Consider the following 17,203-nt stretch of genomic DNA (forward strand, 5'->3'; position numbering starts at 1 on the left):
CGAATGGACAACGGGGGCGGACAGAAGGCTCTCTGACCGCCCCCGCGTCCTGTTGTGAGTGCTCGAGAACTGACTGGGCGGTCAGCCGTCCATGGGCAGGCCGGCGTCGGCGGCCTCGGCGAACATCGCGTCGATGTGCACCGGGTCCTTGTCGGCGCGCTCGAGGAGGGAGGCGGCGACCCCGGAGCGGTACCCGGAGCCGCAGTGGACCCACAGCCGTCCGGCAGGCACCTCGTCCATGCGGGCCAGCAGCTCGTGCAGCGGGATGTTGACCGCGCCGGCGATGTGGGAGTCCTCGTACTCCTCGGTGCGGCGCACGTCCAGGATGGTCTCGTCGGCCGGGCGGTCCGTGAGCACCTCGGCCCAGCCCACCCGGGGGTAGGAGGACACGGCCGCCCCGGGGGCGAGCCGGTCCGGGTCCTCGCCCAGTGCCGCGTCGGGGGAGTCGATGCCGATGCGGGACAGGTCGCGGATCGCATTCTCGACGTCCTCGCGGGAACCGACCAGGGTCAGCTTCCGGTCGTAGGGGAAGACCCAGCCGAGGAAGGTGGTGAAGCTTCCCCCGTCGCCGTACTCGAAGCTGATCGTGCCCTTGAGGTGGCTGGAGGAGTAGGCCACGCGGTGACGCAGGTCCACCACCCACTCCCCGTCCTGCAGGCGGGTCGTGAGCTCCTCGGGGTCCAGGGAGTCGGGCACCTCGAGGTCGGGTGCGGTGGGGCCGGCGGCGTTGGCCGGGCCCATGTGCACGTAGTAGTTGGGGTAGGCGCTCAGGTTCGCGATGAGCTCGGCGACGAAGTGCTCCTCGTCGGGGTCGGTGTAGACGTGGTTCACCTGGAACTGCTCGCCCAGGGTGGACTCGTCCGCGCCGGTGGCGGGGCCGGAGGAGCAGAAGGAGCCGAACCCGTGGGTGGGGTACAGGGCGGCCTGTTCCTGGGCCTCGGCCGCGAGGCGGCGGGCGGACGCGTACTGGTCGTGGGTCAGGCCCGTCGTGTGCTCGGAGCCCAGCAGATCGGTGCGGCCCACGGAGCCGTAGAGGACGCTGCCACCGGAGAACACGGCCTGCTCCTCACCGTGGGTCACGACGAAGGAGAGGTGGTGGTGGGTGTGGCCGGGTGTGGCCACGGCCTTCACGGTCAGCTCGCCGACCTGGACGGTTTCCCCGTCGGTGATCGGGGTGCGCTCGAAGGAGACGTCGTCGGCGGCGTTGACGAGGTAGGCGGCCCCGTGCTTGCGGGCGTAGACGAGTCCGCCGGTGATGTAGTCGTTGTGGATGTGGGTCTCGGCCACGTGGGTGACCCGGACCTCGGCCTGCTCGGCGGTGGCCTCGACGCGGTCGATGTCGCGCTGGGCGTCGATGACCAGGGCCACCTGCCCGTCGTGGACGAGGTAGCTGCGGTCCCCGAGCTGGGGGGTGTCGATGACGGTGACGTCCATGATGTGTTCCTTCTGGGTGGTGCCCGCGGTGCGCCGCGGGGCGGGGTGGCGGTCTCGAGGGGTGGTGGGCGGCAGTGTTGCGGAGGTGCGGGCGGCGGTGGAAGCGGTGTCCCGGTGACGCCCGTCGCGGGTCAGGCGGTGCGGGGGGCGCGCAGCGGGCACTTCGGGACGGCGAACCAGCAGACCGCGGCGGCCACGCCGCCGGCCGCGGCGGTGACTCCGACGGCGAGCCCGGCCGCGCCGGGCAGCTCCTGCACGAGGACGAAGACACCCATGAGCAGGACGAGGACGCCGAAGCCCTGGCGCAGCGTGGCCTCGGGGATGCGGCCGGCCAGCCGTGCCCCGGCGAACGAGCCGGCGACCGCGGCGACGGTCACCGCACCCACGAGACCCCAGGCCAGGGAGACCGTGGTGAGGTAGCCGGCCAGGCCGGCGAAGGACTTCATGGCGATGACCACCAGGGAGGTGCCCACCGCCACGGGCATGGGCAGCCCGCCCAGCAGGGCCAGGGCCGGGACGACGAGGAAGCCGCCGCCGGCCCCCACCAGACCGGTGACCAGACCCACGACCAGGCCCTCGGCGACGACCTTGCCCAGCGGCAGCTCGTCCTCGTGGGTCTCGGTGGTGCTGTTCCTGCGGCCGCGGAGCATGGCGAGGGAGGTGGCGAGCATCATCAGGGCGAAGGCGATCATCAGCACGGTGCCGGGAAGGTTTCCCCCGGCCAGGCCCCCGAGGAAGGCTCCGGCCATGCCGGCGGCGCCGAAGACGAGGCCGGTGCGCCACTTCACCCGTCCCCTGCGGGCGTGCGCGACGGCGCTGACGGCCGAGGTCACCCCGACCACGAACAGGGAGGCGGCGATGGCCTCCTTGGGGTCCAGGCCGGCGACATAGGTGAGGATCGGGACGGTCAGGATGGACCCGCCCCCGCCGAGCAGGCCCAGGGAGAGGCCGATCACCACCGACAGCAGCAGGGTCAGCACGAGCGTGAGAGTCATGAGGGGTGTCCTTGTCCTGGCGAAACGGGGGGAATGATGTCCGCGGCGACCTCGGGGGCCTCCCGGGGATCAAGGATCTGGTTCTGGGCCCAGGGGCTCTCGGCGTCGGTGCTGGTGATCTCTGACATGGCTGCTCCCTCGGGTGCTCGACGGTGCGGGGCGGGCTGGGGTGCCCGAGGCCGGCCGGGGCGCCTACGGCCTTCGGCCGGTCCCGGGCAGGCCCGGTGGGGCTCAGGCGCCGTCAGCGGGGATCTGCCGGATGGCCCCGGTGGCCGTGGGCTCCTCGGCCGTCCTGTTCCACGGCATGGCGGCCAGGGCCTTGCCCATGGCGCAGGTGTTGGAGGCGGCCGAGAACGTCAGGCCGGTGCCGACGACCCCGGCCAGGGTGCGCAGCCTCGGGGAGACGAACCGGCCCCCCACCAGCCCGGTCAGCACCAGGGAACCGGCGACCATGCGCACCTGGCGCTCCAGGTCCCAGCGCTGGGCCCCGCGCACGACGTCGCCGCCGGCGTCGGCAAAACCGGGGGCTCCACCGGTGAGCACGTGGGCGGTGTCGACCCCGACGCCGGCCAGCTTCTGGCGGGCCTGTTCGGCGCGGACCCCGGACCGGCACACCAGCACGACCCGCTCGCCCAGGCGGGCGGCCAGATCGGCGGTGTGCTCGGAGAGCAGGGGCAGGGGCACGTTGTAGGAACCGCGGATGTGCAGGGACTCGAACTCGGCCGCGGAACGGACGTCGATGACCACCAGGTCCTCGTGCTGGGCCATCCACCGGCGCAGGGTCTGGGGGTCGAGGGTGGCCACGGTGGTGTCGGCGGAAGTCATGGGGATCCTTTCGGAAGGGCTCACGGGAGCGGGTGTGCACCTAGTATTGCTTATACCCCATAGGGTATGCAAGACACCCCCGGGGGTATGCCGTGACGGCACCCCGGGCTCGTCCGGAGCCCCGCGCAACGGGGCGCCGTCGACCCCATCCTCGTGATCATCCGGCCCTGAACGGGCTCGAGGCCCACTGGAAGCGGTGGTGCGCACGATCGGGGAACGACCGGACGGCAAGGACGTGGTCACCCGGCTCTCGACGGTGTCCGAGGCCCCGGACCGCGCCCGCTTCGCGATCATCGCCAGCGGGCCCGAGCAGCGCCGGACCGACCCGGACGAGACCCCGGACACGGACGACCGGGAGAAGCTGTTCCTTGCCCCGGCCTGACCTCGGGGGTCTGACGCCTCGATGTCGTCCACAGTGCATCCGGAGGAGCCGTCCATGACCAGCACCCGCGCGGTCACCGTCCCCTGCGCTCGGACCAGGCGGGGGAGCGCACCCGTGCCGCGCCGGCCGACCAGGGCTGCGGCATCCGCACGGGGATCGACGTCACGGCCGGCTTCGCCACCGTCTGGCCGACGAGCCGCGGCTCGGCGAAGCCGGCCCGCGCCCGGCTGAACTCCCTGCCACCGCGGCCACACCACGACTGTCGCGTGCTGGGTCCAGCGGACGCCGCCCGGGACCTGTGGGGGCCGGGCGTCGGCGGGGTCCCGTTGTCGTCACAATCGGCCTGGTCCTGGATCGCGCGGCGGCTCGCCTGCCTACGCTGGGAACACGCCTGAGGAGGGGGCAGGGATGCGGATTCTCGTGGGACACGCCAGCGCGCACGGATCGACCGCGGAGATCGCCCAGCGGATCGCCGACGTGCTGCGGGGCGAGGGCAGGTCGGTCGATGTGGGGCCCGTGGGGCAGATCGGGGGCCCCGGTGGATATGACGCCGTGGTGCTGGGCAGTGCCGTCCACAGCCAGGCCTGGTTGCCGGAGGCCACCGAGTTCGTCCACCGGCACCGGGACGAGCTGGTGTCCCGTCCGGTGTGGTTGTTCAGCGTGGGAATGTCCGCTGCCCTGCCGCGTGCCGTCCGCGGGGCAGCACGGGCGGGACAGAACCGGCGTCTGGCCGAGGTCCTGCGGGACGTGGTGCGCCCGCGCGGGCACCTGCTGGTGTCCGGGGCCACCAGGGCGTCAGACTTTCCCCCCTGGGTCAGCCTGCTGTTCCGGGGCGTCGGAGCCCACTTCGGGGACCACCGCGACTGGGCGGAGATCGAGGCCTGGGCTCGACAGATCGCCCAGGAGCTGGATGCGCGATCGGTCGCAGGAGGTCCCTGAGCTGATGCGCGCCGAACCCCGAGACCGTACCTGCCACGGCGGGGACGTGGACCCCGATGGTCCGGCCCGCCCGGTGCTGTGGTTGTGCGCCGGGATCGCAGCGCTGGCGGGCATCGCCGCTGTCCTGGGTCTGCTGCAGCAGGGCGGTTCGGGCCCGTTCCCGGCCGAGACGGTCCGGGGCCAGGTGGTCGAGCTGTCAGGGCGGGGGCTGTACCGCTACGACACCGTCTTCACCGCCGCGGGCAGCAGGGGAACGGACCTGGTGACCCTGGTCGCCGGGATTCCCCTGCTCGCGGGGGCCGCGGTGGGGTCGTGGCGCGGCAGCGCACGGTCCGGGCTGGTGCTGCTGGGGACCCTGGGGTACTTCCTCTACGTCTATGCCGGCTACGCGCTGGGCGCGATCGCCTACAACGAGCTGTTCCTGCTCTACGTGGTGCTCTTCTCGGCCGCCCTGTACGCCTTCGTGCTGGTCTGTGCGGCCTTCTTCCGGCAGGACCCGGCCGGGCTGTTCCCGGCGGGGACGCCGCGGCGGGGACCGGCGGCGCTGATGTTCGCCAGTGCCGTGGTGCTGCTGGTGGTCTGGGGGGCACCGTTGGTGTCAGCCGCGCTCGCCGGCACGTCCCCGGCGGGCCTGGGCCCGTACTCGACCGAGTTCACCGAGGCGCTGGACCTGGCGGTGATCACTCCTGCCGCCGTCTGGGCCGGGGTGCTGATCCTGCACCGGGACCCGCGGGGGTACCTCATCGCGGTGTCCCTGCTGGTGCTGGAGATCCTTCTGGCGCCGTTGATCATCGCCCAGACGGTCCTGCAGCTGCGGGCCGGGGCGGCCTTCACACCTCCCGAGATCATCGGGCCGATGGCCGGGTTCGTGGTGCTGGCGGTGGCGGCGGCCGCCGTGCTGGTCGCGATCCTGCGCCACGTTCCCGCAGCGGCACCTCGACCCGGGAGAGCAGCGCATTCGAGGACTGGAGGATCACCATGACCGCAGCGCCTGTTCCGCGCAACGCCCCACCCTCCCGCTCCGGTCCTCCGCGCATGAGGGCCGGGCACTGGGTCCTGCTGGTCCTGGGCGTTCTCCTGAGCCTGCTGGGGCTGGGTCTGACCATCGGCGGTGCGGTGCTGGCCGGTGCGGATGCGGCCCAGCGCGACGGCCGCTATCTCACCGGTGAGACGGAGCGGTACCAGAGCACCGGCTACGCCCTGACCTCGCCGTCGGTGGTCATCGACCCGGGCGGGGCCGGGATGCCCGGAGTGCCCGGGGTGGAGGAGCTGGCCGGTGTGCAGGTGCGCGTCACCCCTGTGGTACCGGGCCAGGAGATCTTCGTCGGCATCGCCGACGCCTCCGACGCCTCGGCCTACCTCCAGGACGTACCGCAGACCTCCCTCGGGAACGCCTCCTGGTCGAGCCCCGGGGGCCGAGGACTGTCCTGGACCGACGACGACGAGCTGCGCCGGCAGCCGACGGGGACCCGAACACCTGCTGATCCCGGTGCACAGGACTTCTGGGTGACCTCGGCCTCCGGCACCGGGACCCAGGAGATCACCTTCGACCTGCAGCCGGGCCAGTGGTCACTGGTGGTGGTGAACGCCGACACCACCCGCCCCGTGTGGGTGGACCTGCAGGCCGGGGCCCGCACCGAGCTGCTCGGCCCCTTCGGCTCCGGGCTGCTGATCGCCGGACTGGTCGGGCTGGTGGTGGGGCTGCCGCTGCTGCTGCTCGGCACGAGGGGACTGGGCCGGGACATCGACCCGGCCGCCCGGGAGGACCGGCCCCGGACCGGTTCCGGACCCGGCGCGGCCCTGGCCCAGCACTCCGGGCGCAGCGGCGGCTCGGGCCCGGGCTGTCCGGTGCGGGTGAGCGGGTTCCTGGACCAGCGGCTGTCCCGGGGGCTGTGGCTGGTCAAGTGGTTGCTGGCGATCCCGCACTACATCGTCCTGGCCATCCTGTGGGTCGCGCTGGTGGTCACGACGATCGCCGCCGGGATCACCGTCCTGTTCACGGGCCGCTACCCGCGGTCCTGGTTCGCTTTCAGTGTCGGGGTGCTGCGCTGGTCCTGGCGGGTGGGCTTCTACGCCTACTCGGTGCTGGGCACGGACCGGTATCCGCCCTTCACCCTGGCCGCCGCCGATTATCCGGCCGCTTTCGACGTGGCCTACCCGGCGCGGCTGTCCCGGGGGCTGGTGCTGGTGAAGTGGTGGCTGCTGGCGATCCCGCACCTGCTCGTCGTCGGGGTCCTCACCAGCGGCACGGGCACCTGGGGCACCGAGTGGGACGAGAGCGGGCGGGCGACCACCACGAGCTGGGGCCCGTCGTTGCTGGGACTGCTGGTGCTCATCGCCGCGGTGATCCTGCTGTTCACCGGTCGCTACCGCTACGGGTTGTTCGCCCTGGTCGTGGGGCTGAACCGCTGGATCTACCGGGTGAGCGCCTATGTGCTGCTGCTGCGCGACGAGTACCCGCCCTTCCGCCTCGACCAGGGGCCCGTCGACCCGCACCCCGCACCCGATGACCGGGAGCGGGCCCCGGGGCCGCAGATCGGGGCGCCCGCGCCGGGGAACCGTCCGCCCTGGGGCGGCTGAGGCCCGACCGCCGGGCGCCCGGGTCTGTCCGGCGTCCGAGGGGCGGACAGACCCTGACCGTGGGACAGGCGTGACGATGGGCCCTGCAGTGCCCGGGAGGTCGACGATGAGCTCACCCCATGGTGCTCCGACCGGCAGCACCTCCGTCGTGGCCCGCGTCCACGGGAACCGGCGCGTCGCGTTCGCCGTCGCCGTGACCGTGCTGACGGTGGCCGGTCTGCTGACGGGACTGCTGCTGCCGAGGGGGCCGGTCACCTCGGCCCAGTCCGTGTCGGTGTTGGTGCTGTGTTCGGCCCTCGGCGCGGCAGCGGGGACGCTCGTGATCTCACGGTGGTCCGTGCTGCTGGCCCCCGTGGTCTTCATGGTGGCGTTCGAGCTGGCGCGGATGCCGGCGGTCGGACCCACCGTGGACGGCATCCACCCGGGCAGTGTCTACGGGATCGCCGCACTGCTGGCAGGGCGCGGATTCGACACCTTGGTGATGGCTTTCCCCCTGGTGGTGGGGGCGGTGTGGGGCGCTGCCGGCGGGCGGCGCCTCACCGGTGGAGGCCACCACCCTGCTCGCCGCCGTGCCGGGGGGTACGTCCGGCGGGGCGTTGCCGTTGTGGCCGGGGTGCTGGTGCTGGCCCTGGCAGCAGCCCTGCTGCGCCCGGCGAGCACCGCGCCCATCGTCGGAGCCGACGGCGCACCGTTGCCGAACAGCGTGGCCGAGCTGACCACCGTGCCGATCGGCGGACACGAGCAGTCGATCATGATCCGCGGCCACGACCGGAACCACCCCGTGCTGCTGTTCCTCGAAGGCGGACCCGGCGGCACGGCCCTGGGGGCGATGCGCGCCTCCGGACAGGGGCTGGAGGAGGACTTCGTGGTGGCCGTGTGGGACCAGCGCGGCACCGGCAAGTCCCTGCCCGCGCTGGAGCCGACCTCCACATTGACGGTGGAGCAGATGGTGGCCGACACCGTGGAGGTCACCGACTACCTCCGGAACCGGTTCGGGCAGGAGAAGATCTATCTGGTGGGCAGCTCCTGGGGCAGCACCCTCGGGGTGCTGGCCGCCCAGCGCGCCCCGGAGAAGTTCCACGCCGTCGTCGGATCGGGGCAGATGGTGGACCAGCAGGAGACCGATCAGCGGATGTACGCCGAGACCCTTGCCTGGGCGGAGCGGTCCGGGAACACCGACTTCGCCCAGCGGTTGCGGCAGAACGGCCCGCCGCCCTACGAGGACATGCTGGCCTACCCGGACGCACTGTCGACCAACCCGGAGTACCGGGACTTCCCCCACGGGGACGACTTCGACCCGGCCAGTCAGTATCCGGTGAGCCTGTTCGTGGAGGAGTACACCCTCACCGAGCAGGTCCGGGCGATGGGCGGGATCATCGACACCTTCGCGGTGCTCTACCCGCAGCTGCAGGACATCGACTTCCGCCGCGACGTCCCCGAACTGGACGTGCCGGTGTACGTGGTGGAGGGCGCCTACGAGTCCCCGGGGCGGTCGGATCCGGCCGTGGAGTGGTTCGAGGACCTCGACGCGCCGGACAAGGAGCTGGTGGTGTTCGACCACTCCGGGCACACCCCGCACCTGGACGAACCATCCCGGTTCCACGACTTCATGGTCGACACCGTCCTGGCCCGAACCGGCGGCTCGGACTGACCGGGAGCGAACCGAGCACCCACGCCCGGGCCCGGCGCAACGCCCCGGACACCCGGAGGCCACGCAGCAGGACGTGATTCCGGTGCGGTGCGGTCCTGGTTCGAGGCACAGCCTGGGGAGCTGTCGACTCCGCGCGGATTCCACGATTCACCAGCCTGGAGGTCCTGCGTCCTCCGGACGAAGCGCTCCTGCCCGGGAGAGGGCAGGAACGCTTCGCCGCGCCGAAGCGCGTGAGGCAACCCCGGCCGCCGGGGAACGGCCCAGAGGGGTTGTGACACCGGTATGTGGGCCGGTGCCACCTGAAACCTACCAGACAGTAATTCTGCTCGTGACAGTTCGTTCCACGTGCATGGATCGTGGGCGGCGGAGAGGCATTCGCTGCCCGACGGGAGCATCGCCCGCCGTCCTCGGACGGGATGCCGGGGACCCGGCGGAGGTCTCCGCGGCCCGATGCCGGACTGCCTGTCCCGCTGCCTGCCGTCGGCAGGGCCCGGCCCGGGACCCTTCCACCTGCCGATGGTCGTCCTCGGCCCTGGCTTCCCCGGCCTCGGTCGTCCGCCCGCAAGGTGCCCGCCGTCGGCGCCGTGCCGGTCGTGGTCGGGCGAGATCGGTTCGTCGTGGTCCATCGCGGCCCACGCGCTGAGACACCGACCCTGGCCGAGACCGGGCGCAAGGGGGCGCGGCAGGCCGTGCCGGCACCTGATGCCGGGGTCCGGGCGGGGACCGTCGCGCCGCCGAGCTCCGGCTCCGCGTAGGCTCGACGGCACACCGGCCCACCCGGGAGCGGCGTGCCGCAGCAACGAGGATCGAGGCAGGACCATGATGACCCGACCGGACCTGATCGTGTTCGACGTCAATGAGACCCTCTCCGACATGGGGCCGCTGAGCGAGGCGTTCGCAGCGGAAGGAGTGCCGGGGCACCTGGCGCGCACGTGGTTCGCCGGCATTCTCCGTGACGGCTTCGCGGTGGCGGCCGCGGGCGGCAACGCCGCCTTCGCCGAGATCGCCCAGGACAGCCTCACCCGGCTGCTGAGCGAGCACGACGTCTCCGCGCCCGGCGACTCCGTGGAGCGCATCATGGGCACCGTGACGAGCCTGGGCGTGCACCCCGACGTCGTGCCCGGGATCGAGGCCCTGCACCAGGTCGCCGAGCTGGTCACCCTCAGCAACGGGGCCGCCCAGGTCGCCGAGACGCTGCTGGAGAGCGCCGGCATCCGCGGACACTTCGCCGAGCTGCTCAGCGTCGAGGACGCCCCGGCGTGGAAGCCGGCCCGGTCCGCCTACGACCACGCCGCCGAACGGTGCGGCCGCGAGCCCGGCCGGATGCTCCTGGTGGCCGTGCACCCGTGGGACATCCACGGCGCGCACCAGGCGGGACTGCGCACGGCCTGGATCAACCGGGCGGGAGCCGAGTACCCCGGATACTTCTCGCGCCCGGACCTGCACGCCGCCGACCTGCCGGCGCTGGCCGACCAGCTCACGTCCCTGCACGACTGAACCGGGGGCGGGGCGGCCACGGCACGCACCTCGGCAAGGAGCTGATCTCCCGGTCCGCCGACGGCCTCGACGGGCCCCTCGCCCGGGGCCGGGCCGCCGGACGGACGACGGGCGGTCGCTGTCCTTCCTGGGCGGGCTCGCCGAGGGGACCGGGACCATCCTGGTGCACAGCCTCTGGCTGCTCCTGCCCGCGGTGGCGTGGCAGGTCGCCGCCGTGTGGGCCGTGATCGTGTCGGCGAGCGCGGCCGGGCGGATCGTGTCCGGCTACCGGTTGCTGCGCTGAACGCGCCACCGGTTGACCCGCAGCAGGACCCGCACCGCAGCACCCACCACCGGGGAGTCCAGCCCGCCCCGGGCGTGGGCGATGGCCGCGTTCCACAGGGCGTCGTTGTACGTGGGATAGGGGTGGGTCACCGCGGCCAGGTCCCGGGTGCGCAGGCCCTGCTCGACGGCCAGGGTCAGCTCGGCCAGGGACTCCCCGGCCCGCGGTCCCACGACCGTGCCGCCCAGAATGCGTCCGTGCTTGTCGACCACGATCCGGGTCATCCCGGCCGTCCGCTCCTCGGTCACGGCGCGGTCGGTGGCCTCGTGCTGGATCGTGGACGTGGTGTGCCCCTTCCCGGAGGCCTCGGTGACCCCGACGGCGGCGAGCTCGGGGGAGGTGTACGTGACCCGGGGGACCGTCCGGCTCACGGAGCGCCGCAGCCCGAGCACCGCGTTCGAGGCCGCCGTGCTGCCGTGCACCCCGGCGAGGTGCGTGAACTCCGGATGCGGCGTGACGTCCCCGGCCGCCCAGAAGGTGGGCTGCGAGGTGCGCATCCTCGCGTCGACGACCACGTGGCCGGAGTCGTCGCACGCCACCCCCACGGCCTCCAGCCCCAGCCCCTCCGTCCGGGCGGTGCGCCCGGCGGCCACGAGCACGACGTCGGCGGCGAAGGCCTGACCGTCCGAGGTGCGCACGGTGCTGCTGCCGTCCTCGTGCGTGCTGACGTGCTCGGCGCCGGCGCCCTCCACCACCCGGACCCCGTCGGACGCCAGGCTCTCGCGCACCAGGGCGGCGGCGTCCCGGTCCTCCTTGGTGAGGATCCCGGAGCGGGCGATCAGGGTCACGTCGGAACCGAGCCGGGCGAAGGCCTGGCCCAGCTCGCAGCCGATCGGGCCGCCGCCGACGACCACCAGGCGGCCGGGGAGCATCTCGAGGTCCCAGACGGTCTCGGACGTCACCGTCCGCGCGTCCTGCAGTCCGGGGATCCCCGGCACCGTCGGGGTGCTGCCGGTGGCGATCAGCGCCTGTCGGAACCGCACGGGCCTTCCGTCGACGTCGGCCGCACCGGGCGCGGTGAACCTCGCCGTGCCGGACAGCACGGTGACTCCCGCGTCCTCGAGGGACTGCGGGGAGTCGTCGGGCTCGATCGTGGCGATGGCGCCCGCGACCCGGGCCCGGACGGCCGCGAAGTCCGCGCCGCGCCCGGTCAGGGACCGCTCCGCCGCGGCCGTCTTCGCCGCCGAGAGGAGCGTCTTGGAGGGCACGCACCCCGTCCACAGGCAGTCCCCGCCGGTGCGGGAGCGTTCCACCAGCACCGTCCGGGCACCCAGCCCGGCCGCGGTCCTCGCGCCCACGATGCCCGCGGTGCCACCCCCGACCACCAGCAGGTCGAACACGTCCTCGTGGGGTTCCATGGGCTCTCCTCGTCGTCGTGCGCCCCGCGGTGCCGATGCCGCCTCCGGGGCAAGCCACCTGCGGCTCACCCTATGCTGTGCCTACGGGCAGGCCCGCGCGGAACAGGAGCCGCCCCCCACGAGCAGGAGGAACCGGCATTCCCGAGAAGTACGGCATGGTCGCCCCCTTCTACGACCTCCTCTCGGCCGAGTACCCGGTGTACCGGGCGGGCCGGAGGGCCGGCATCGCAGCGCTGGCACCCCGTCCCGGGGACCAGGTGCTCGACGTCGGATGCGGCACCGGACTGAACTTCGGCCTCCTGCAGGACGCCGTGGGACCGGCCGGGACGATCGTGGGCGTCGACGCCAGCTCCCGGATGCTCGGCCAGGCCCGGTCCCGGGTCCGGCGCCGCGGGTGGGGGAACGTGATCCTGCTCGAGGCCGACGCCACCACGCTCTGCCCGCAGGACATCGGCGCCCGGATCGCCGCCGCCGGCGGCCGCGAACTGTCGGACGCGGCGCTGGCCACCTATGCGCTGTCGATCATGCCCGGCTGGGAGAACGCGTGGCGGCGCATCCTCGAGCTGAGCACGCCGGGCGCCGTGCTGGGCGTCGTGGACATGCAGGACACCACGGGTCCGTGGTCGGTGTTCTCCCCGCTGGCCCGCCTGGCGTGCCGCCTGGGCGGGGCCGACATCGGCGCCCACCCGTGGCGGGCGGTGGAGCGCGACTGCACGGACGTGGTCGCGGACTCCGCCCGCGGCGGTCACCTCCAGATCCGGGCGGGCCGCCGCAGGCCCGGCCCCGGGGCGTAGCCGCCGCCGCGGCCGGCCCTCCGCGTCCGCTCGGCGGTCGGGGACCAGGCCGGCACGGCGCCGCCGCGCCCGTGACGCGTGTGCGGGCCCTGCTCCGGCGGCGGCTGTCCTCCGACGCCGGGACGCGGGGACCCTGGTCGTGCGCCGAAGGGGTGCCGGTGGTCGGAGGTGACGTGGTCCGGTCCGGCATCGGTCCCGGTCACGACGACCGTCGATTCCTCCCTGTCGGCGCGGACCCCGGGGGCCTAGGCTCGGAGCACAGCGTGTGCATGTTTCGAGGGATCGGGGGACCCCGTGCGCGTGACCGTCTTCGGGGCTGACAACGACATCGGCCGCAGGGTCGTCGAGGAACTGATCTGGCGCGGCTACGCGGCCCAGGTCTTCGTCTCGGACCCCGGCGCGCTGCCGGTCGCCTGGGGGTCCCGGGTGCAGGTGGTGACCGGGCAGCTCACCGACCGGGTGGGAGTGGCCGCGGCCGTTGCGCGGGCCGATGCCGTGGTCAACGCCCTCGATCCGCGCCTGGACCGTCCCGGGGCGCACCTGGTGGAAGGCACCGCGCACCTGGTGGCCGCGATGCAGGAGCACGGGGTGCACCGCTACATCGGTCTGGGCAGTCCTGCCGTCGGGCTGTGCCCGAAGGAACGACCCACGCCGGTGCTGAAGGCGCACCGGGTCCTGCTGCGGGCCCTGCACCCGCGCGTCCACCGGCAGATGCGGCAGCTGATGGCCACGGCCACCGGCGCGGATCTGGACTGGACGATCGTGCGGTTCCTGCGCCACACGACCGGTCGAGGACACGGGCTGAAGTACGTCGGCTACTTCGGCCACGACGCCATCGGATGCCGTGCGGCCGCCGGCGACATCGCCGCGTTCGCCGTCACCCAGCTCCTGGATGCCCGCCACGTCACGGACGCCCCGGCCGTCAGCAACTGAGCTGCGCCGCGCCGCGCCGGGTCGGTGCGGTCGCCGGAGTCCTCCCGGGCGCTGTCGCAGCGGACGGCGCCGGACCGGCCGGAGGCCCGGCGAGCGGTGTGGAGGTGCCTCCCGAGGGGGGGTCGGAGGAGCCGTAATCCGCAGAAGGCGCGGCCTGTCGGGGATGCGTGTGACTACGGTGAGGGGTGGTCGAGCAGCTGGCCCGCAGTGCGCCGCTGTCGATGAGGGATGCTCCCGTGGACCACACCGTACTCATGCCGGCCGCGGCCGGCCGCCGCGATGCTGCCTCGGTCGAGGCGGCTCCCGGCCTCCCCCGCACGAACGACCCCGCTCCCGGACTCCTGGGCGACGCCCGGTACGTCCTGCCGCTGAAGTGGGCTGACGACACCGGCCTGGCCGGGCTCGCCCGCTACCTGGCCGAGGTCGTCACCTGGCTGCCCGTCACCGTCGTCGACGGCTCCGCCGAGGAACTCTTCGCCGCCCATCGCCGCGCCCTGCCGGAGGCGGTCGACCACGTACGGCCACAGCCGTGGCCGGGCGCCAACGGCAAGGTCGCGGGCGTGATGACCGGGGTGCGCTGTGCCCGCGAGGAGCGGATCGTGGTGGCCGACGACGACGTGCGCCACACCCGGCAGACTCTGGAACGGATCGCGGCGATGCTGGGGCAGGCCGAGGTGGTCCGACCGCAGAACTACTACCTGGCCCTGCCCTGGCAGGCCCGCTGGGACTCCGGGCGCACCCTGCTCAACCGCGCCCTGGGCGGGGACTGGCCGGGCACCCTGGGAGTGCGCCGGTCGGTCCTCCTCGCGGCCGGGGGCTATGACGGCGATGTCCTGTTCGAGAATCTGGAGCTCGTGCGCACGGTGCGGGCGGTCGGCGGGAGGGAGGCCGTGGCCCTGGACGTGCTCGTGGGCCGGGTGCCGCCCACCGTGTCCCACTTCGTCGGCCAGCGCGTCCGCCAGGCCTACGACGACTTCGCCCAACCTCATCGCCTGCTCGCCGAGCTGTCGCTGCTGCCCCTGCTGTGCTGGGGTCTGCGGCACCCGGGTGGACTGGCGGCAGGGGCTCTGGCCCTGTGCGGGGTCGCCGAGATCGGACGACGACGAGCCGAGGGTGCCCGGGTCTTCCCCGCCGGCACGGTGCTGTGGGCTCCGCTGTGGATGCTGGAGCGCTCGGTGTGCGTGTGGGTGGCCGTGGTCCTCCGGGCCCGCGGCGGAGTGTCCTACGCGGGGTCCCGGCTGCGCACCGCCGGGCACTCCCGGGCCGCCCTGCGGCGACGGGCGCGCAGTCAGGGGTGAGCGTGGGGGAGGGGAGGCGGCGGTGCGGGTCCGGTCGCCGGGATCGCCGCCGAGGACCTCCCCGAGGTCGAGCGGTCGTCTCCTGACCACCTCCCGACGACCCCCTGGAGCGGAGTCCGGCCACCGCCCCGTGGAAAACGGCTCCCCGCCGACGGCGGAGAGCCGGTTCCCACGGTTCACGGACACGGAGGGTGCCCGGCGGCGGACCTCAGGTGCGAGCCCTGCCGGCCGTCCGGTCGTGGGCGTCCCGGTCCAGGAAGGACAGGGCCACCATGGTCACCCCGAGGAACAGGTGCAGCCAGTCGTCGGCGCTGTTCAGGGGCACGAAGTTCGCGGCGGACTCCTCGCCGACGAGCAGGCCGTAGAGCCACAGCAGCAGGTAGGCCGCACCGCCCCAGCGCAGGTAGTTCCGCGCTCCGGAGACGCTGCGGGCCAGCGCGAGACCGGCGATGCCGTAGAGCAGGTGGACGATGTTGTGCAGGATCGAGACCTGGAAGATGCCCAGGAGCATGGCCTCGGACTCGTGGCCGGCGAACTGCATGGTGTCGTAGCCGGTGGTGACGCCGGGGATGAAGCCGGCCACGCCCACGAGCAGGAAGACGACCCCGTAGAGCAGGGCGGCCGTGCGTACGGGCGAGCGGCGGGCGGGGCGGTCGTCGGGGTGAGCAGCGGGAGTGGTCATGATGGTTCCTCTCGTCAGTACGATCGGGAACGCGTGCGGTGGTGGGGGTCCATTCCTTCGTGAGCGTGTCCTGGACGGCGTCGGGCTGCTCCGGGATGGACCTGTACCGGAGGGTCTGGCTGTGCGTGAACACTTCGTGCCTCCGTCGTCGACGGCAGTGCTCTGATCGGGAACGGCGCGAGATCGAGGAGCACTCGATCAGTGGTGCTCTCCACGCTAGCCAGCCGCCCACCCGTTGGGAAGCAAGCTGATCGACATACTGCTTCACGCAGGAACGGCTGGACGGCCCGCCCTCGACATGGACCCCGTTCCCGCCACGCGGCAGGTGCGGGGTGTTCTCCGTCCTCGGGGCGTGCACCATCCGTGCGCCGTGGACGGGCCACCGGCCACCGAGCCCGGTGCGATCCGGGGTCCACCCCGGCAGGTCAGGCGGTGTCGCGGGAGTCCAGCTCCGCCAGCAGCTCCTGCTGCCGGTCCATGGTGCACGGGTGGGGTCCGGCGGGGTCGGTGAGGTGGTCGTGGTCGAGCTGGCGGGCGATCCTGGAGTGCAGGACCTGCAGGTCCGCCATGACCAGTCCGGTCAGGTCGTCCGGGAAGTCCTCACCCGGACCCAGGCGGCTCCCGGGTGCCCTCGGGGTCGCCGTGGCCGCCGGCGTCGCCGTGGCCGCCGGGGACAAGGACGGGGTCACGACCGGCGTGGACGGCGCGGCGCCGGTCACGGGCTGAGCCCGGAGGTCGCTGTTGCCGGTCGGCTCTGGGGCGATGGCGGTCATGGGAACTCCTGGATGCAATGGGTCGAACAGGTCAGGGAGCCGGCGGGTCAGGCTTCGGTGAACGAGGTGTCGAGCCGGTCGGCGTGTGCCGGGCCGCCCGCGACGGCCTCGGCGGTGTCCGGCGACGTCGTGTTCGGGGTGCCGGGCCCGGCGGTGGGGTGGAGCTGGGCGGCGAGGCCGCCCAGCAGGATGGTGATGCCCTGGTCGAGCTCGCCGGCGCCGTCGTAGTCGGCCAGTTCCGGGGCCAGGGCCCGCAGCCGGGGGAAGGAGCGGGCGGGCAGCCGGTGCAGGCCCAGGCGCAGCAGGTCCTCGTTCTCCTGCTCGTCCACGACGATCTCCTGGAGCTCGTTGAGGATGTGGCCGTAGAGGAACCCGTAGTAGGCCCGGTAGACGTGCAGGGCATCGGCCGGGGCGAATCCGGCGTCGATGAGCAGGGCCAGGATGTTCTCCAGGGGGCGCAGGGTGCCCAGCGGGCGCAGTCCCAGCGGGGTGGACAGCGGCCGGGTGACCAGCAGCGGCACCACGTGCGGGTGGGCCAGGGCCAGGGCGCGGACGTCGTGGGCGGTGGCGCGCAGCTGGTCCTGCCAGTCGTCGCCGTCGGTGGGGATGACGAGCTGGTCCAGCACCCGTTCCGTGATCCCGTCGAGGAGGTCCGCCCGGTTCTTCGCGTAGCGGTACAGGGCCATGGGGTCCCGGTCCAGTTCGGCGCCCAGCCGGCGCATGGAGAGGGCCTCCAGGCC

Annotated in this window: 16 protein-coding genes; 9 read left to right on the forward strand and 7 right to left on the reverse strand. The window is 73.3% G+C overall.

Annotated elements, in window-relative coordinates:
- Positions 1–81: 81 nt before the first annotated feature.
- The 3 genes from ACH9D3_RS14070 to ACH9D3_RS14080 form a co-directional block, all read right to left on the reverse strand.
- Positions 82–1,434, reverse strand: coding sequence for an MBL fold metallo-hydrolase (locus tag ACH9D3_RS14070; protein WP_396411415.1), 1,353 nt, complete (start codon positions 1,432–1,434; stop codon positions 82–84).
- 131 nt (positions 1,435–1,565) lie between these two features.
- On the reverse strand, positions 1,566–2,429 hold the full coding sequence (locus tag ACH9D3_RS14075) for a TSUP family transporter (RefSeq protein WP_396411416.1): 864 nt from the start codon (positions 2,427–2,429) through the stop codon (positions 1,566–1,568).
- A 231-nt stretch (positions 2,430–2,660) separates the two neighbouring features.
- On the reverse strand, positions 2,661–3,254 hold the full coding sequence (locus tag ACH9D3_RS14080) for a rhodanese-like domain-containing protein (RefSeq protein WP_396411417.1): 594 nt from the start codon (positions 3,252–3,254) through the stop codon (positions 2,661–2,663).
- A 199-nt stretch (positions 3,255–3,453) separates the two neighbouring features.
- Between ACH9D3_RS14080 and ACH9D3_RS14085 the strand changes: the two genes are divergently transcribed.
- The 6 genes from ACH9D3_RS14085 to ACH9D3_RS14110 all read left to right on the forward strand — a co-directional run bounded on the left by ACH9D3_RS14085 (position 3,454) and on the right by ACH9D3_RS14110 (position 10,303).
- Positions 3,454–3,636, forward strand: a complete 183-nt coding sequence (locus tag ACH9D3_RS14085) for a cytoplasmic protein (RefSeq protein ID WP_396411418.1) — start codon at positions 3,454–3,456, stop codon at positions 3,634–3,636.
- 408 nt (positions 3,637–4,044) lie between these two features.
- Positions 4,045–4,575, forward strand: a complete 531-nt coding sequence (locus tag ACH9D3_RS14090; protein WP_396411419.1) for a flavodoxin domain-containing protein — start codon at positions 4,045–4,047, stop codon at positions 4,573–4,575.
- Positions 4,547–5,557: a hypothetical protein gene (locus ACH9D3_RS14095; protein ID WP_396411420.1), complete on the forward strand. Its 1,011-nt coding sequence runs from the start codon at positions 4,547–4,549 to the stop codon at positions 5,555–5,557. Before ACH9D3_RS14090 ends, ACH9D3_RS14095 begins: the two co-directional genes overlap by 29 nt.
- Entirely contained in the window at positions 5,554–7,155 is a 1,602-nt protein-coding gene (locus tag ACH9D3_RS14100) for a DUF4389 domain-containing protein (protein WP_396411421.1), read from the forward strand. Before ACH9D3_RS14095 ends, ACH9D3_RS14100 begins: the two co-directional genes overlap by 4 nt.
- Before the next feature lie 106 nt (positions 7,156–7,261).
- The gene (locus ACH9D3_RS14105) at positions 7,262–8,806 is read left to right on the forward strand and encodes an alpha/beta fold hydrolase (protein ID WP_396411422.1); all 1,545 of its coding nucleotides are present in this window, start codon (positions 7,262–7,264) and stop codon (positions 8,804–8,806) included.
- Between the two features lie 819 nt (positions 8,807–9,625).
- Positions 9,626–10,303, forward strand: a complete 678-nt coding sequence (locus ACH9D3_RS14110) for a haloacid dehalogenase type II (RefSeq protein WP_396411423.1) — start codon at positions 9,626–9,628, stop codon at positions 10,301–10,303.
- Positions 10,304–10,567: 264 nt separating this feature from the next.
- Here ACH9D3_RS14110 and ACH9D3_RS14115 read toward each other — a convergent pair whose 3' ends face one another.
- Positions 10,568–11,983: an FAD-dependent oxidoreductase gene (locus tag ACH9D3_RS14115; RefSeq protein ID WP_396411424.1), complete on the reverse strand. Its 1,416-nt coding sequence runs from the start codon at positions 11,981–11,983 to the stop codon at positions 10,568–10,570.
- A gap of 155 nt (positions 11,984–12,138) precedes the next feature.
- On the opposite strand from ACH9D3_RS14115, the gene ACH9D3_RS14120 reads away from it, so the two are divergent.
- The 3 genes from ACH9D3_RS14120 to ACH9D3_RS14130 all read left to right on the forward strand — a co-directional run bounded on the left by ACH9D3_RS14120 (position 12,139) and on the right by ACH9D3_RS14130 (position 15,008).
- The gene (locus tag ACH9D3_RS14120; RefSeq protein WP_396411425.1) at positions 12,139–12,777 is read left to right on the forward strand and encodes a methyltransferase domain-containing protein; all 639 of its coding nucleotides are present in this window, start codon (positions 12,139–12,141) and stop codon (positions 12,775–12,777) included.
- 300 nt (positions 12,778–13,077) lie between these two features.
- On the forward strand, positions 13,078–13,710 hold the full coding sequence (locus ACH9D3_RS14125; protein ID WP_396411426.1) for an NAD(P)H-binding protein: 633 nt from the start codon (positions 13,078–13,080) through the stop codon (positions 13,708–13,710).
- A 236-nt stretch (positions 13,711–13,946) separates the two neighbouring features.
- A complete protein-coding gene (locus tag ACH9D3_RS14130) occupies positions 13,947–15,008 on the forward strand; it encodes a glycosyltransferase (protein WP_396411427.1) in 1,062 nt (353 codons plus the stop codon).
- 208 nt (positions 15,009–15,216) lie between these two features.
- On the opposite strand, the gene ACH9D3_RS14135 is transcribed toward ACH9D3_RS14130, so the two are convergent.
- The 3 genes from ACH9D3_RS14135 to ACH9D3_RS14145 form a co-directional block, all read right to left on the reverse strand.
- Positions 15,217–15,690 carry a DUF4383 domain-containing protein gene (locus ACH9D3_RS14135; protein WP_396411428.1) on the reverse strand — a complete coding sequence of 158 codons (474 nt, stop codon included), beginning with the start codon at positions 15,688–15,690 and terminating at the stop codon, positions 15,217–15,219.
- 425 nt (positions 15,691–16,115) lie between these two features.
- Positions 16,116–16,463, reverse strand: coding sequence for a hypothetical protein (locus tag ACH9D3_RS14140; RefSeq protein ID WP_396411429.1), 348 nt, complete (start codon positions 16,461–16,463; stop codon positions 16,116–16,118).
- Positions 16,464–16,510: 47 nt separating this feature from the next.
- Positions 16,511–17,203 (reverse strand): TetR/AcrR family transcriptional regulator C-terminal domain-containing protein (locus ACH9D3_RS14145; protein WP_396411430.1); only part of this gene is annotated, 693 nt, incomplete at its 5' end.

The organism is Kocuria kalidii (assembly GCF_044462225.1).
Lineage (GTDB): Bacteria > Actinomycetota > Actinomycetes > Actinomycetales > Micrococcaceae > Kocuria > Kocuria kalidii.